Source organism: Pseudomonas sp. PDM27, assembly GCF_019219205.1.
In the GTDB taxonomy this organism is placed as follows: Bacteria; Pseudomonadota; Gammaproteobacteria; order Pseudomonadales; family Pseudomonadaceae; genus Aquipseudomonas; species Aquipseudomonas laurylsulfatiphila.
Genome location: NZ_JAHUWF010000004.1, coordinates 394,955 through 410,252 on the forward strand (window position 1 = coordinate 394,955; position 15,298 = coordinate 410,252).

At 61.0% G+C, this 15,298-nt stretch carries 10 protein-coding genes and 1 pseudogene; 5 read left to right on the forward strand and 6 right to left on the reverse strand.

The genetic code is table 11. The annotated features are described in order from the left end of the window. Positions 1 to 64 precede the first annotated feature (64 nt). The 3 genes from KW838_RS11985 (at position 65) to guaA (ending at position 3,987) form a co-directional block, all read left to right on the forward strand. Positions 65 to 613, forward strand: coding sequence for a hypothetical protein (locus KW838_RS11985; RefSeq protein ID WP_007973932.1), 549 nt, complete (start codon positions 65 to 67; stop codon positions 611 to 613). 228 nt (positions 614 to 841) lie between these two features. Further along, positions 842 to 2,311: an IMP dehydrogenase gene (gene guaB / locus KW838_RS11990; RefSeq protein ID WP_102670162.1), complete on the forward strand. Its 1,470-nt coding sequence runs from the start codon at positions 842 to 844 to the stop codon at positions 2,309 to 2,311. 98 nt (positions 2,312 to 2,409) lie between these two features. Continuing rightward, positions 2,410 to 3,987: a glutamine-hydrolyzing GMP synthase gene (gene guaA, locus KW838_RS11995; protein WP_007973927.1), complete on the forward strand. Its 1,578-nt coding sequence runs from the start codon at positions 2,410 to 2,412 to the stop codon at positions 3,985 to 3,987. Positions 3,988 to 4,095: 108 nt separating this feature from the next. On the opposite strand, the pseudogene KW838_RS12000 reads toward guaA, so the two are convergent. After that, positions 4,096 to 7,262: pseudogene (locus tag KW838_RS12000) on the reverse strand (dermonecrotic toxin domain-containing protein). Positions 7,263 to 7,454: 192 nt separating this feature from the next. Here KW838_RS12000 and KW838_RS12005 point away from each other — a divergent pair. Next, positions 7,455 to 8,831, forward strand: coding sequence for a multicopper oxidase family protein (locus KW838_RS12005; protein ID WP_218501166.1), 1,377 nt, complete (start codon positions 7,455 to 7,457; stop codon positions 8,829 to 8,831). Continuing rightward, positions 8,831 to 9,328 carry a tRNA adenosine(34) deaminase TadA gene (gene tadA, locus KW838_RS12010; protein ID WP_007973921.1) on the forward strand — a complete coding sequence of 166 codons (498 nt, stop codon included), beginning with the start codon at positions 8,831 to 8,833 and terminating at the stop codon, positions 9,326 to 9,328. Before KW838_RS12005 ends, tadA begins: the two co-directional genes overlap by 1 nt. A 54-nt stretch (positions 9,329 to 9,382) precedes the next feature. Here tadA and cmoB read toward each other — a convergent pair whose 3' ends face one another. The 5 genes from cmoB to lon all read right to left on the reverse strand — a co-directional run bounded on the left by cmoB (position 9,383) and on the right by lon (position 15,012). Further along, entirely contained in the window at positions 9,383 to 10,339 is a 957-nt protein-coding gene (cmoB, locus tag KW838_RS12015) for a tRNA 5-methoxyuridine(34)/uridine 5-oxyacetic acid(34) synthase CmoB (RefSeq protein WP_218501167.1), read from the reverse strand. After that, positions 10,336 to 11,079 (reverse strand): carboxy-S-adenosyl-L-methionine synthase CmoA, encoded by a 744-nt coding sequence (gene cmoA, locus KW838_RS12020; RefSeq protein ID WP_015093665.1) that lies wholly within the window; start codon positions 11,077 to 11,079, stop codon positions 10,336 to 10,338. Before cmoA ends, cmoB begins: the two co-directional genes overlap by 4 nt. A gap of 269 nt (positions 11,080 to 11,348) precedes the next feature. After that, on the reverse strand, positions 11,349 to 11,984 hold the full coding sequence (locus KW838_RS12025; protein ID WP_218501203.1) for a lysoplasmalogenase: 636 nt from the start codon (positions 11,982 to 11,984) through the stop codon (positions 11,349 to 11,351). 2 nt (positions 11,985 to 11,986) lie between these two features. Further along, the gene (locus tag KW838_RS12030) at positions 11,987 to 12,379 is read right to left on the reverse strand and encodes a protease inhibitor I42 family protein (protein WP_218501168.1); all 393 of its coding nucleotides are present in this window, start codon (positions 12,377 to 12,379) and stop codon (positions 11,987 to 11,989) included. Between the two features lie 215 nt (positions 12,380 to 12,594). Continuing rightward, a complete protein-coding gene (lon, locus tag KW838_RS12035) occupies positions 12,595 to 15,012 on the reverse strand; it encodes an endopeptidase La (RefSeq protein WP_256358810.1) in 2,418 nt (805 codons plus the stop codon). Positions 15,013 to 15,298 lie beyond the last annotated feature (286 nt).

Consider the following 15,298-nt stretch of genomic DNA (forward strand, 5'->3'; position numbering starts at 1 on the left):
TAACGACCATCGCGAGCAGGCTCGCTCCTACAGGTCATTTATCAATGCTCCAGGCCTGTACCCCATGAATTCCCAAAGCATCATCGTCCCGAAAATCTCCACCCTGCCGGTGCACGAGCCCCGGGCCCGGGCCGTTGTGCGCTGGCTGGTGCGCAAGAACATCATCCAGGAAGAGCTGACCACCTGTGGCCGCACCGGCAATCGCATGGCCCATGCCATCGCCGACGGTGCCCGTGCAGTGGTCCTGCACCCCGAAGCCCTGCCGTTCGGCGAGCCGGTCAATGGCCTGGAGATCATTACCAAACGCTGCATCTATACGCCGGCCAAGGGTTTTCTTGAGGAAGCAGGCTGCGCCGAGTGTCGCAAGGAAGTCGGTGAAGCCCTGTTCGAAAGCCTGGAAGACTGGATGCCGGGGCGCACCGATAACTTCACCTGCCCGGAATGCGGACATGAAGACGACATCAACGGCTTCCTGTTCCTGCAGGAATGCGGCTTCTCCAACCTCGGATTCATCTTCAACAACTGGGCCGAAGCCGGGTTCAAACAGAGCTTTCTCGACGAATTCGCCGATTGGCTCGATCAGCCAGTCAGTTGGGTCAAAGTCGAACTCTGACGGTAGGAGCTGCTGAAGGCTGCGATCTTTTGACTTTGATTTTTCAAGATCAAGATCAAAAGATCGCAGCCTTCGGCAGCTCCTACAGGAACGTGGTGAATCCCTTGGATTCGGGCATTAATCCCCGTATGTCAGTAATGCCAATAATAGTCAGAGTTTTACATTGAACCCGAGGGGGTGTCTGACTATAATGGCGCGCTTCCATTTTCCCGCTCGGGAGCCCCCGCGATGCTGCGTATCAGCCAAGAAGCTCTGACATTCGACGACATTCTCCTAGTGCCCGGTTATTCCGAGGTGCTTCCTAACGAAGTCAGTCTCAAGACCCGCCTTACCCGTGGCATCGAGCTGAATATTCCACTGGTCTCCGCTGCCATGGACACCGTTACTGAAGCCCGTCTGGCAATTGCCATGGCTCAGGAAGGTGGTATCGGCATCATCCACAAGAACATGACCATCGAGCAGCAAGCTGCCGAAGTGCGCAAGGTCAAGCGTTACGAAGCCGGTGTGGTCAAGGACCCGATCACCATCGTCGCCGACGCTACCGTGCGCGAACTGTTCGAACTGACCCGCATGCACAACATCTCCGGCGTTCCGGTGCTGCACAATGGCGACCTGGTCGGCATTGTCACCTCCCGTGACGTGCGTTTCGAGAACCGTCTGGAAGCCACTGTCCGTGAAGTGATGACGCCTAAAGAGCGTCTGGTCACGGTCAAGGAAGGCGCCGACAAGAACGATGTGCGTGAACTGCTGCACAAGCACCGCATCGAACGCGTGCTGATCGTCGACGACAAATTCGCCCTCAAGGGCATGATGACCGTCAACGACATCGAAAAAGCCAAGGCTTACCCGCTGGCCAGCAAGGACGATCAAGGTCGTCTGCGCGTGGGTGCTGCAGTCGGTACCGGTAAAGACACCGGTGACCGCGTTGCCGCCCTGGTCGCCGCCGGCGTTGACGTGGTGGTGGTCGACACCGCTCACGGTCACTCCAAAGGCGTGATCGACCGCGTTCGCTGGGTCAAGCAGAACTTCCCTGAAGTGCAGGTCATCGGCGGCAACATCGCCACCGGCGCTGCCGCCAAGGCCCTGGCCGAAGCTGGCGCTGACGCGGTCAAGGTCGGTATCGGCCCTGGCTCGATCTGCACCACCCGTATCGTCGCCGGTGTCGGCGTACCGCAAATCAGTGCCATCGCCAACGTCGCCGCTGCCCTCGAAGGTACTGGCGTGCCGTTGATCGCCGACGGCGGCATCCGTTTCTCCGGTGACCTGTCCAAGGCCATCGTGGCCGGTGCTTCCTGCGTGATGATGGGCTCGATGTTCGCCGGTACCGAAGAAGCGCCGGGCGAGATCGAACTGTTCCAGGGCCGTTCCTACAAGGCTTATCGCGGCATGGGTTCGCTGGGCGCCATGTCCCAGGCCCAGGGTTCCTCCGACCGTTACTTCCAGGACTCCTCGGCAGGCGCCGAGAAGCTCGTTCCGGAAGGCATCGAAGGGCGTGTTCCGTACAAGGGCACCCTGAGCGCGATCATCCACCAGTTGATGGGCGGCCTGCGCTCCTCGATGGGCTACACCGGTAGCGCCAACATCGAAGAGATGCGCACCAAGCCCGAGTTCGTGCGGATCACCGGCGCCGGCATGGCCGAGTCCCACGTTCACGACGTGCAGATCACCAAGGAAGCGCCAAACTACCGCGTAGGTTGAGCCTTCCAGCAAAAAGTTAACGACCGGGGCTGTTTTATTCAGCCCCGAGTTGTTTCTGAATCACGACTGTTTCCGAATTTTTTAGACGAGACTGAATCATGGCCCTCGACATTCACGCTCACCGCATCCTGATCCTCGACTTCGGTTCCCAGTACACCCAGCTGATCGCCCGCCGCGTGCGCGAAATCGGTGTGTATTGCGAACTGCACCCGTTCGACATGGACGAAGATGCGATCCGCGAATTCGCTCCTAAAGGCGTCATCCTCGCTGGCGGCCCAGAGTCGGTCCACGAAGCCAACAGCCCTCGCTGCCCGCAAGCCGTTTTCGACCTGGGCGTGCCGGTCTTCGGTATCTGCTACGGCATGCAGACCATGGCCGAGCAACTGGGCGGCAAGGTTGAAGGTTCCGAGCTGCGTGAGTTCGGTTACGCCCGCGTAGACGTGGTCGGCAAGAGCCGTCTGCTCGACGGCATTGAAGACCACATCGACGCCGACGGCCTGTTTGGCCTCGACGTATGGATGAGCCACGGTGACAAGGTCACCCGGATGCCGGAAGACTTCCACATCCTGGCCAGCACCCCGAGCTGCCCGATCGCCGGCATGTTCAGCGACGAGCGTCGCTACTACGGCGTGCAGTTCCACCCGGAAGTGACCCACACCAAGCAGGGTGGTCGCATCCTGTCGCGCTTCATCCTCGACATCTGCGAGTGTGAAGCGCTGTGGACGCCTTCGAAGATCGCTGAAGACGCCATCGCCCAGGTTCGCGCCCAGGTCGGCACCGACAACGTTCTGCTCGGCCTGTCCGGCGGTGTCGACTCGTCCGTGGTTGCTGCGCTGCTGCACAAGGCCATCGGCGACCAGCTGACCTGCGTGTTCGTCGACAACGGCTTGCTGCGCCTGCACGAAGGCGAGCAAGTGATGGCCATGTTCGCCGAGAACATGGGCGTCAAGGTGATCCGCGCCAATGCTGAGGACCAGTTCCTCAACAACCTGGCCGGCGAAGCCGACCCGGAGAAGAAGCGCAAGATCATCGGCCGTACCTTCATCGACGTGTTCGATGCCGAATCCTGCAAGCTGGACAACATCAAGTACCTGGCCCAGGGCACCATCTACCCGGACGTGATCGAGTCGGCTGGCGCGAAAAGCGGCAAGGCCCACGTGATCAAGTCGCACCACAACGTGGGCGGCCTGCCGGAAGAAATGAACCTGAAACTGGTCGAGCCACTGCGCGAACTGTTCAAGGACGAAGTCCGCCGTCTGGGCCTGGAACTGGGCTTGCCGTACGACATGGTCTACCGCCACCCATTCCCGGGCCCGGGCCTGGGCGTGCGGATCCTCGGTGAAGTGAAGAAGGAATACGCCGACCTGCTGCGTCGTGCCGACCACATCTTCATCGAAGAACTGCGCAAGGCCGACTGGTACCACAAGGTCAGCCAGGCCTTCGTGGTGTTCCAGCCGGTGAAATCGGTGGGTGTGGTGGGCGATGGCCGTCGTTACGCCTGGGTCGTGGCCCTGCGTGCCGTGGAAACCATCGACTTCATGACCGCGCGTTGGGCACACCTGCCTTACGAACTGCTGGAAACCGTATCCGGCCGCATCATCAATGAAATCGAAGGCATCTCCCGCGTCACCTACGACGTGTCGAGCAAGCCGCCGGCGACCATTGAGTGGGAGTGATCGTATTTGAGCCTGTGAACCCGGGCTCAAAACGATAGCGGTAAAGGAAGCCCCCGGTCGCGAGACCGGGGGCTTTTTGCATGCATGCGTGGCAGAAACAGGCACGAATTACAGAGGCAGACGCCCTTCGAGGTCCATGCCCATGCGGCTCAGGGCCCAGGACAGTTCGACGATACTGGCGTATGGCACCTGATGCACATCAGTCCAGGTCGGACGATTGATCAGGTATTTGCCGTCAACCGTACGCTCGACCAGCGTTCGCGCAATATGGCGGTCTCTGCCGCGATGAATCAACGTCCAGGTTCCATCGACCTTCTCGAAGGTGAACATTCCTTGCCGGAACAGCAGCCGATTGAGTTCCGCCGGTGTTCGCTCGAGCAGCGGTAGCGGCATCTGCAGGCTCAGGTCGGCGTACAACGTATCGTATTCGCCACTGACATGGTCCGGTTGCGTGGTGAAGCCCCGTCCCACTTCGATGCCCCGGTCTGACTCGATCAGCAGGTGTTGTTCGGGCAACACTTCTTCGATGCGCAAGCCGATACCGCCCTGTATTTCACTGATGCCGGCCATGCCGCGAAAGGTGTTGATGTTTTCCTGGTCGGTCAGTACCACCCATTTACCTGCACCATTGAGGGATTCGTTGGCCTGCATGATCGTGTGGGTGAGGTAGCTCTTTATGGCTTGTTCATGCATGTCGGGCAGTGGCGAGGTGGGATAGCGATAGCTCGCCAGGCAGTCCGTCGCCTGAACCCGAATGCCGTTGAGTCGCGCAGCCCTGACCACTTCAAGCGGCGTATACCGCCCTGACGGGTCGCTTTGCAGTTGTTGCAGCGTTTCCTCCAGGTCATCGGACATTTCCCCGGTGCTGAAGAATGTGTTCAAGTCCAGTTGACTGAAATCGTTGAGCAGGCGATGGAAATACAGTGTTTTTACCCCCTGTCTGGCGAGTGTCGGCATGTTCTCGATGAGAAAACGCATACTGGCAATGCGGTCCTGACTCTCACCGATGACCAGGCCATTTGCTGCATCCAACGCCTGCTCGATCAGTTCTGTGGCGGTGGTCGAGGGCGTGACGGCGGGGAGGGCCGGGCGGGTAGGCAGGGACGTGGAGAATCCGCTGCGGGCAAAGAAGCTTCGAGCGTCCCGTGACAACTCGGCACGAGGGGCGGCGACGTATTCGTCGTAGGTGGTAATCCCTTTCATTGTGCCGTCGGGCAAGCGGCTGACTTTGACATGGGTCTCCGGTTTACCCATCGCCAGCTTCCTGAGGCTGTATCTTTGCGGTGCGTCATAGCTTGTGGTGGGTTTGCGCAGCGTGATTTGCGGCTGGGGTTGAGCGACCCCTGGCGACATTCCTTTCGGATTGTTGCCGCCACCCTTCAGGCCGGCCCGTGGTGCCAGCTCCCACTCACCTTGAGCGTTCAGGCGTACTGGCAATGAGCCTGAAAACGCGTTCGGGTTTTCAGGATCGATAATGGCCCACGTGCCGACACCGTTGGCGTCGGCCTCATAGCGCACGTACCAGGCCGCATCGTTGAGCGTGATGGCTGTCGAGGGATTGCCGTCGAGTCGATAGATACCCTGGAATTTCCCGGGCGTTGTTTCGGGTGTTATCCCTTCCAGCAATTCGTTGGCTTGCCAGTGCTGGGGTATGTTCGGCAGCTGGATTTCAGGTCGTACCTGGGCAAGATCCTCGAGCACCGATGCCGCGCCCTCGGCCTCTCCAGTCACTGGCGGCCAACCCATCGGTTGCATGCCATTTTCTATCAGTGCCTGTTTCAGTTCCCCCAGGTTATCCACCGTCATGGAGTCATAGGCCGGCCCAAGCGGAGTATCCAGGTTGATCCTGCCACCGGGTGTCATTCTGATCTCGGTCGGTGCAGGTTTGGGGGCTTTGGTCGCTGGTGTTGTCTCCTTCAGCTCAGCCATTTCCTTCGCTTCGGCGGCGTCGATTTCGGGGCCGGCTTCTTCCAGCGAACCGGGACCTTTGAGGACGAGCAGGTTGAACAAGATGTCGATACCGCTGAGCACCGCGCCAAGCACACTGGCCTTGCGTTCCTCGGCGGTTTTGCCGTTGACCGCCTGATCGATGTTCAACCCCATGTTGGCGATGCTGGCGCCGATCACCGGCAGGGCGACCGGCCAGCCGACGACCGCCATCGGACCGAACACTTTCACGCCGGCGCTGAGGTAACCGATCCACAGTTTTTCCCGCAGATCGCCATTGGAGGTCAGTGACAGCGCGGCCTCGGCGGACATCGCGGCCTTGGTCGAGTTTCGCAACCAACTGAACACGTCACCGTCAATGCCGCGGTTTTCCTGATTGATCAGCTGATGGTCGTACACACTCCAGCTGCCCACCAGGCGGTTCATCAGGTCCGGGAGGTTGTCAGCGATGTCCTGGCGATCGGCCATGGAAAAGTGCGCCATGAATGCCTGGCGTCGCGCCTCGTCATTCATTTGCAGCAACACCCAGAAGTGCATGTCCGTTTCGGTTTCCAGCACCTTGAAGGCTTCGGCCTCTCCGGGAAGGTAGAGAATCTGCCGGCCTTTGGGCGCCTTGATGCGCACAATGTTGTTCGACAGGTAGCCGGCCACATCCAGCATTCGTACCTGGGCATGCGTATCGGCGTATTGCGTTTGCAACATCTGCAGGCTGACCGGCCAGGTGACGGGCCCCATGACGGCCGTGACAGCGACATTGAAGTCCGCGTCACTGAGCTTTTTACGGTCGCGGGCCCGCAAGGCGTTGATGAGAAAATTGCACTTGGCCAGGGTACGGAAGTCAGCGGCGGATTCGTTCCAGAAGCTCGTCAGCCGTTCGTTGTAGACCGCGCTGAAGTCGATGCTCCAGAAGTCCGTCAGCACGTCGTTACCGTGCAGGCGCACTTCGTTGGTTTCATTGAAAGTCCCGGTGCGCGGTCCAGCGGTATAGAAACCCGCATACACATCCAGCAGGTCGGCATTGTCCTGATCGACGACGCGGAAGCGGTGGATCACCAGTTGGGTCAGGGTCATGGACGACGTCGGCGTGGCGTTGACATGCTCCCATCCGGAGAAGGCCTTCGAGCTGCTTTGCGACGCGTCGAAGCGGTGGAAATACACCCGGTCCGGATCGAGGTCGGTGATGCCGTACTTTTTTTCAGCAAGTTACCGGCGACGTCATGAGCGGTGTCTTGCAGGCTGGGGCAGGTCTTGATGATGCGGGTGGCGATGGCCTTGAGGGCGGCCTTGTCGGCTGCATTGGGCAGGGGCCGGTTTTGATTCGGATTCATGCAGTCTCACTCCTTGAGAAACGAGTATTGAGCATGACCCGTTCGTTCAGAGGGGGTGTACTACATAGTTATATGCATGGGCGATCCGGCGTGCGTCACTGCATCGCCCTTACTGTTTCGCAGTTGCAGGTGTATCGTATTCGCCTTTTCCGGGTCGCTGGCCTGTCGTTGATTTGTGAGGTAGTTGAGTTCATGTCCTTTACCCGTCGCCAAATACTCGGTGGCCTGACCGGTCTTGTTGTCGTTGGCGTGGGAGCCGGTGGTGCGTCGCGCTACTGGCTGGGCAAGATGGCCGATGCGGATGCCGGTCACGACTATGAGCTGATTGCGGCGCCGTTGGACGTGGAGTTGGTGGCCGGGCACAAGACCCAGGCATGGGCCTTCGGCCCGTCGGCGCCGGGCACCGAGTTGCGGGTGCGCCAAGGTGAATGGCTGCGGGTGCGCTTCATCAACCACTTGCCGGTGGCGACCACCATTCACTGGCACGGCATCCGCCTGCCGCTGGAAATGGACGGCGTACCCTACGTCTCGCAATTGCCGGTGCTGCCGGGCGAGTACTTCGACTACAAGTTCCGCGTACCGGATGCCGGCAGCTATTGGTATCACCCGCACGTGAACAGCAGCGAAGAGCTCGGCCGTGGCCTGGTGGGACCGCTGATCATCGAAGAGCGCGAGCCCACCGGTTTCAAATACGAAAAGACCTTGAGCCTCAAGAGCTGGCATGTCGACGAGGTCGGCAATTTCGTCGAGTTCAGCATTCCCCGGGAAGCGGCCCGTGGCGGCACGGCGGGACGCCTGGCGACCATCAACGGTGTGCCGCAGGCGGTGATCGACTTGCCGGCCGGGCAGATCACCCGGGTGCGCATTCTCAATCTCGATAACACCCTGACCTATCGCCTGAACATTCCCGGCGTCGAAGCGCAGATCTATGCGCTGGACGGCAACCCCATCGAACCGCGCCCGCTGGGCAAGGAATACTGGCTCGGTCCTGGCATGCGCATTTGTCTGGCGATCAAGGCGCCGCCGGCCGGTGAAGAGTTGTCCTTGCGCAACGGCCCGGTGCGCCTGGGTACCTTGCGTTCAGTGGCCAATGCCGATGCACCGAGCGAATGGCCGCCCGCACTGCCGGCCAACCCGATTGCCGAGCCGGACCTGGCCAATGCCGTGAAACTCAACTTCAATTTCGAATGGGTCGGCTCGGTGTCGGTCAACGTCGACAACGGCAAGCCGCCGAGCCTGTGGCAGATCAACGGCAAGGCCTGGGACATCACCGACAAGACCTGCGCCGACCGTCCGATTGCCAAGCTGGAAAAGGGCAAGAGCTACATTTTCGAATTGAAGAACATGACCCAGTATCAGCACCCGATTCACCTGCACGGCATGAGCTTCAAGGTCATCGCCTCGAACCGGCACAAGGTGATTCCGTACTTCACCGACACTTATCTGCTGGGCAAGAACGAGCGCGCGCAAGTGGCGCTGGTGGCGGATAACCCCGGGGTCTGGATGTTCCACTGCCATGTGATCGATCACATGGAAACCGGCCTGATGGCCGCCATCGAGGTGGCGTGATGCGTCAGATTCGTCCCGCCGCCATCATCGACCGCAGCCGTGATCGCGAATTCATGCGTGAAGCCCTGGCCCTGGCCGCCCAGGGCGCGGCCCTGGGCGAAGTGCCGGTGGGCGCGGTGCTGGTGCAGGACGGTGAAATCATCGGGCGAGGCTTCAACTGCCCGATCAGCACCAGCGATCCCAGTGCCCACGCCGAGATGGTCGCGATCCGCGCCGCCGCCGAGGCTGTCAGCAACTATCGCCTGCCCGGCAGTACGCTGTATGTGACGCTGGAGCCGTGCAGCATGTGCGCTGGGCTGATCGTGCATTCGCGGATCACGCGGGTGGTGTATGGCGCGCTGGAGCCCAAGGCGGGGATTGTGCAGAGCCAGGGGCAGTTCTTTACCCAGGGCTTTTTGAATCACCGGGTGTTGCATGAGGGTGGGGTGTTGGCGGAGGAGTGCGGGGCTGTTTTAAGTGAGTTCTTCAAGGCCCGAAGAGCAAAACCTTCCGACTGAACACAGACCCCCCCTGTAGGAGCTGCCGCAGGCTGCGATCTTTTGATCTTGCTGTTATTTACGGGCCACAATCACCGCCCGCATCGGTGCCGGCAGCCCTTCAATTGTCTTGCTGTGATCCTCGGGATCGAGGAAGTCGCTCAGCGACTGATACTTCATCCATTCCGTCCCGCGCTGTTCCTCGACCGTGGTGGTGCTCACATCCACGCACTTCACATCGCTGAACCCGGCACGTCGCAACCACAACTCCAGCGCCGGCACCGACGGCAGGAACCACACGTTGCGCATCTGCGCGTAGCGGTCTTCCGGTACCAGCACCTGGTGCTTGTCGCCTTCGACCACCAGCGTCTCCAGCACCAGCTCACCGCCCTTGACCAGGCAATCCTTCAGCGCCAGCAAATGCTCGATGGGCGAGCGGCGATGGTAGAACACGCCCATGGAAAACACCGTGTCGAAGCCTTCGAGGTTCGGCGGCAGGTCTTCGAAGGGGAAGGGCAGGTGCCAGGCGTTCGGTTCGGACAGGTAGCGCTGCACCGCCTGGAACTGGCAGAAGAACAGCCAGTTCGGGTCGACACCGATCACGCTGTCGGCACCGGCGCCGAGCATGCGCCACATGTAATAGCCGTTGCCGCAGCCGACATCGAGGATGCGCTTGCCCGCAAGGTCCAGATGCGGGGCGACCCGCGACCACTTCCAGTCCGAGCGCCATTCGGTGTCGACATGCACACCGAACAGGTCGAACGGCCCCTTGCGCCACGGCGACAGGCCCATCAACGCGGAACGCATTTGCGCGCGTGTCTCGTCGCTGCAATCGGTGTCCAGCTTCAGGCCGTTGAGCAAATCGACTTCGCTTGGCTGGATCCTTGGCAGGGCGTCCAGCGCGCTTTGCCAGCGCTCCAGGTCGCCATGGCCCTTTTCCATTTTCTTGTCGAGTTGCGCCTGCAGGGTGTTGGCCCATTCGGCCAGCGGCGTGCCGGCCAGACGGCGGGCGAGGGGAGACAGATCAATCATGGCAGGGCAATCAACGAGGCAAAGTTAAGACACTGGAACCACGGCACGACTTTCGAGAACCCGGCGGCCAACAGGCGTTCGCGGTGTTCTTCGAGGCTGTCGGGCTTCATGACGTTTTCGATGGCGCTGCGCTTCTGGGCGATTTCCAGCTCGCTGTAGCCGTTGGCGCGTTTGAAGGCGATGTGCAGGTCGGTGAGCAACGCGTGTTCCTGCTCGTCTTCGAAGCGCAGTTTTTCCGAGAGGATCAGGGCACCGCCGGGCAACAGCGACTGACGGATGCGCGTCAACAGCGCGGTGCGTTGGTCCGGGGCGATGAATTGCAGGGTGAAGTTCAACGCCACCACCGAGGCCGGCTGGAACTCCAGCGCCAGGATGTCGCCCTCGATCACCTCGACCGGCAACAACTCCTGGAACATCGAGTCCTGGCCATTGAGGTATTCGCGGCAGCGCTCGACCATGGCGGCGGAGTTATCCACAGCGATGACGCGGCAACCGTCGGTGCGCACATGCCGGCGCAGGGCCTGGGTCACGGCACCCAGGGACGAGCCCAGGTCGTAGAGCACGCTGCCTGGTTGGGCGAACTGCGCGGCGAGCACGCCGAGGTTTTCGACGATGGTCGGATAGCCCGGCACCGAGCGCTTGATCATGTCCGGGAACACCCGCACCACGTCCTCGTTAAAGGCGAAGTCAGGCACCTGGGCCAAAGGCTGGGCGAAAAGGCGATCGGGTTCTTTGCTCACGGCGGTTCCAGCGGTATCGGTGAAAAGGCCGGCATTTTAGCCAAGTTGGCGTGGGGATGCGCGGGTTGTCTGATAAAGCGGGTGGGTTGATGCAGTTTGAAAGCCGAGAGTGCTCTTGTGGCGAGGGGGCTTGCCCCCGTTGGACTGCGAAGCAGTCCCAAAACCATGCAACCGGGTAATCACAGATACACCCGACTAACAGGGTTTACGACGGCTGCGCCGCCGAACGGGGTGGTGCGGCATTCCGACAAGCCCCCTCGCCACAGGGGTCAGCGTTTGCTTTGGGAGAACGCCGATGCCGTGATGCCCCACTGCCCCAGCCAGTAGCTGAGGATGATCACGTAGGGCGCCGCATCGAACGGCACCACGAACCGGCTGATGCCAATCACACTGTCCGAAAACACAAACGCCACCGCACCACCGGCAGCCAGCAAGGCCGAGCGCTTGGGCACGTCGGTGCCAAGCCGCGCCAGCGCGCGCCAGAGCATGGCGCTGATCGCCAGGCCGTAGACGATCACCGGAACCAGTAGTGGCCCCAATCCATGAGAAATCAGAATCCCCAACAGCACCGCACCCACCCCGAGGGCGATGATCAGGGGTAAAAGAGCCAGGCGCCGGCAATCGCTCAAGTAGGCTTTCAGATACGCCAGGTGGGCGACCAGGAATGCGCCCAGGCCGAACACGAACAAGTCCCCCGGCAAGGCCAGCAACACGTCGCCGACCAAGGAGAAAATCAGGCCCAGGCTGAGCCAGCGCCGGTACTCGCCGGGTGGTGCGTCGTGCAGCCAGCCGAGCAAGGCCAGCACCGGCAGCGGCTTGACCAGCAGGCACAGCATCGAGGCATGCACGCTCAAGCCATAAAGGAAAGTCACCGCGCCCATCAGCGCCAGAATCAGCCAGCCCACGGTCAGTTGACCGAAATCGCGCAGTCGAACGAGTCCACCGGCAGCACTTCCGGCGCCCACGGCTGTTGCGAGGTCAGGCGCAGACGTCCCGTGCCGCTCGCAAAAGCCTGGAAGCGCCAGGTCGAAACCCCGGCCGAGCCGACGATGCCGGCATCTTCCGGATTTCGATACACCTCAGGCCCCAAGGCGTGCAGTACGCCGCCGGCGGAATCCTGGATCGCCCAGCGATAACCCGTGGTCGGATTGCTCGGCAGGGTCAGGATCAGGTTTTGCCCGTTGCTGAGTTTCACCGGGCATTCGCTCTGTTTTTCCACGGTCACGTTGTGTGCAGGCTGCGTGGCGCACGCGGCCAGCAAGGCGAGGGCGAGGGGGACAAGCAGGCGAATGGAGGACATGGGGTCGGGGGCTCCGGCGTTGGCGACGAACGGCGAGCATAACTTAAGATGAGACAAAGTGTGACAGTCAGCCTGTACAGCGGTGTCTGGGAGGACGCCTTCGCGAGCAGGCTCGCTCCCACAGTAATTAAGGGGGTACACAAATTCTGTGACCGACTCAATCCTGTGGGAGCGAGCCTGCTCGCGATAGCGGTGGAGCAGGCGCTACATGACCATCAGAACAACACCTTCGCCACATCCGCAAACCGCTTGGCAAAGTGCACGGTAATACCCTCCTTCAGATACTCCGGCAGTTCTTCGAAATTACCCCGGTTGGCCTCCGGCAGGATCAGCTCGAAAATCTTCTGCCGCCGCGCCGCAATCACCTTCTCGCGCACCCCGCCAATCGGCAGTACATGCCCGGTCAACGTCAGCTCACCGGTCATGGCCACGCCTTTTTTCGGTGGCTGGTTGCGTGCCAGCGACAGCAGGGCGCTAGCCATGGTCACGCCGGCGCTCGGGCCGTCTTTCGGCGTGGCGCCTTCCGGCACGTGCAGGTGGACGAAGGCTTCGTCGAAGAACTTCGGATCACCGCCATAGGACTTCAAGTGCGAGCTGACGTAGCTGTAGGCGATCTCCGCCGACTCTTTCATCACGTCACCCAGTTGCCCGGTGAGCTTGAACCCGCGGTTGAGGGTGTGGATGCGCGTGGCTTCGATCGGCAGGGTGGCGCCGCCCATGCTGGTCCAGGCAAGGCCGGTGATCACGCCGACCCCCGCCAGCACCTGCTCGTTGCGGAACACCGGTTTGCCGAGCGACGCTTCGAGATCTTTCGGACCAAGCTTGATCACCGCTTTCGGATCGTCGAGCAGTTTCATCACCGCTTTGCGCACCAGTTTGCCGAGGTTTTTTTCCAGCTGGCGCACGCCGGCTTCACGGGCATAGCCGTCGACCAGCGCCTTGAGCGCGCTGTCGCTGATGCTCAGGCTGCCCTTGGATACACCGGCTTTCTCAAGCTGCTTGGGCCACAGGTGACGCTTGGCGATGGCGACTTTTTCTTCGGTGATGTAGCCCGACAGGCGAATCACTTCCATGCGGTCGAGCAACGGGCCGGGGATCGAGTCGAGGGTGTTGGCGGTGCACACGAACAACACTTTCGACAGGTCCATCCGCAGGTCCAGATAGTGGTCGAGGAATTCGACGTTCTGTTCCGGGTCGAGTGTTTCCAGCAAGGCCGAGGCCGGGTCGCCCTGGTAGCTCTGGCCCATCTTGTCGATCTCGTCGAGCATGATCACCGGGTTCATCACTTCGACGTCTTTCAACGCCTGCACCAGTTTGCCCGGCTGCGCGCCGATGTAGGTGCGGCGGTGGCCCTTGATCTCGGCTTCGTCGCGCATGCCGCCAAGACTGAAGCGGTAGAACGGCCGGCCCAGGGATTCGGCGATGGATTTGCCGACGCTGGTCTTGCCCACGCCCGGCGGGCCGACCAGCAACACGATGGAGCCGCTGATCTCGCCTTTGTAGGCGCCGACTGCGAGGAATTCGAGGATGCGGTCCTTGATGTCGTCGAGGCCGGCGTGGTGTTTGTCCAGCACCTTGCGCGCGTGCTTGAGGTCGAGTTTGTCCTCGCCGTATACGCCCCACGGCACCGAGGTCGCCCAGTCGATGTAATTGCGGGTGACCGCATACTCTGGCGAGCCGGTCTCGAGGATCGACAGCTTGTTCATTTCCTCTTCCAGGCGTTTCTGCACCTGCGCCGGCAGGACTTTGCCCACCAGCCGCTGTTCGAACTGTTCGAGGTCGGCGCTGCGGTCGTCCTTGGTCAGGCCCAGCTCCTGCTGGATGACCTTGAGTTGCTCCTTGAGGAAGAACTCGCGCTGATGTTCACCGATCTTGCGGTTAACTTCGGCGGAAATCTCTTTTTGCAGGCGCGCGACCTCGACTTCCTTGCGCAGCATCGGCAGGACTTTTTCCATGCGCTTGAGCATCGGCACGCAGTCGAGCACTTCCTGCAGCTCGCTACCGGTGGCCGAGGTGAGCGCGGCGGCGAAATCGGTCAGCGGCGACGGGTCGTTGGGGCTGAAGCGGTTGAGGTAGTTCTTCAACTCTTCGCTGTACAGCGGGTTGAGCGGCAGCAGTTCCTTGATCGCATTGATCAGCGCCATGCCGTAGGCCTTGACCTCGTCGGTCGGCTCGGTGGGCTGGTGGGGGTATTCGACTTCCACCAGATACGGCGGACGATGGTGCTTGAGCCAGGTTTTCAGACGCACACGGGTCAGGCCCTGGGCGACGAATTGCAGTTTGCCGTTTTCGCGGCTGGCGTGGTGGACCTTGACCAGGGTGCCGTAGAGCGGCAGGGCCGAGGTGTCGAAGTGGCGCGGGTCCTCCTGGGGCGTGTCCATGTAGAACAGGGCCAGGGAGTGGTGTTCGGACTTGGCCACCAGGTCGAGGGTCTCGGCCCACGGCTCTTCGTTGACGATGACCGGCAAGACCTGGGCCGGGAAGAATGGCCGGTTGTGGATCGGGATGATGTAGACCTTGTCCGGCAGGTTCTGGCCGGGCAGGGCCAGGCCTTTGCCGGGTTTGTGCTGTGGAGCGCTTTGCGGATCGGCGTATTCGCTCGGGTCTTCGGGGAATTCTTGCTGGTCGCTCATGGGGGCACCTGCACAATGGGTATGGGTCTTAGATGGGGCAGGTTGGCGGTGGTTTCAACGGTCATTTTCTGCAACGCCGTGTTTCGAAGGCGTGTTCAGCGCAGAGACAGGTTAGCTGGATTTCTGCGCACACTCCGCGCCTTTGCTTTTGTAGGAGCTGCCGAAGGCTGCGATCTTTTGATTTTCCAAGGTTAAAAGATCGCAGCCTGCGGCAGCTCCTACAGAGGATGGTGGTGATAATAAAAAAGGCGACTCCTTCGCAGGAGTCGCCTTCGTTTTGACTGCC

Coding starts and splice junctions, on each gene's coding strand:
- tadA (WP_007973921.1), top strand. CDS start 8,831: ATGCGTCAGATTCGTCCCGCCGCCATCATCGACCGCAGCCGTGATCGC.
- KW838_RS11985 (WP_007973932.1), top strand. CDS start 65: ATGAATTCCCAAAGCATCATCGTCCCGAAAATCTCCACCCTGCCGGTG.
- cmoB (WP_218501167.1), bottom strand. CDS start 10,339: ATGATTGATCTGTCTCCCCTCGCCCGCCGTCTGGCCGGCACGCCGCTG.
- guaB (WP_102670162.1), top strand. CDS start 842: ATGCTGCGTATCAGCCAAGAAGCTCTGACATTCGACGACATTCTCCTA.
- KW838_RS12005 (WP_218501166.1), top strand. CDS start 7,455: ATGTCCTTTACCCGTCGCCAAATACTCGGTGGCCTGACCGGTCTTGTT.
- KW838_RS12030 (WP_218501168.1), bottom strand. CDS start 12,379: ATGTCCTCCATTCGCCTGCTTGTCCCCCTCGCCCTCGCCTTGCTGGCC.
- lon (WP_256358810.1), bottom strand. CDS start 15,012: ATGAGCGACCAGCAAGAATTCCCCGAAGACCCGAGCGAATACGCCGAT.
- guaA (WP_007973927.1), top strand. CDS start 2,410: ATGGCCCTCGACATTCACGCTCACCGCATCCTGATCCTCGACTTCGGT.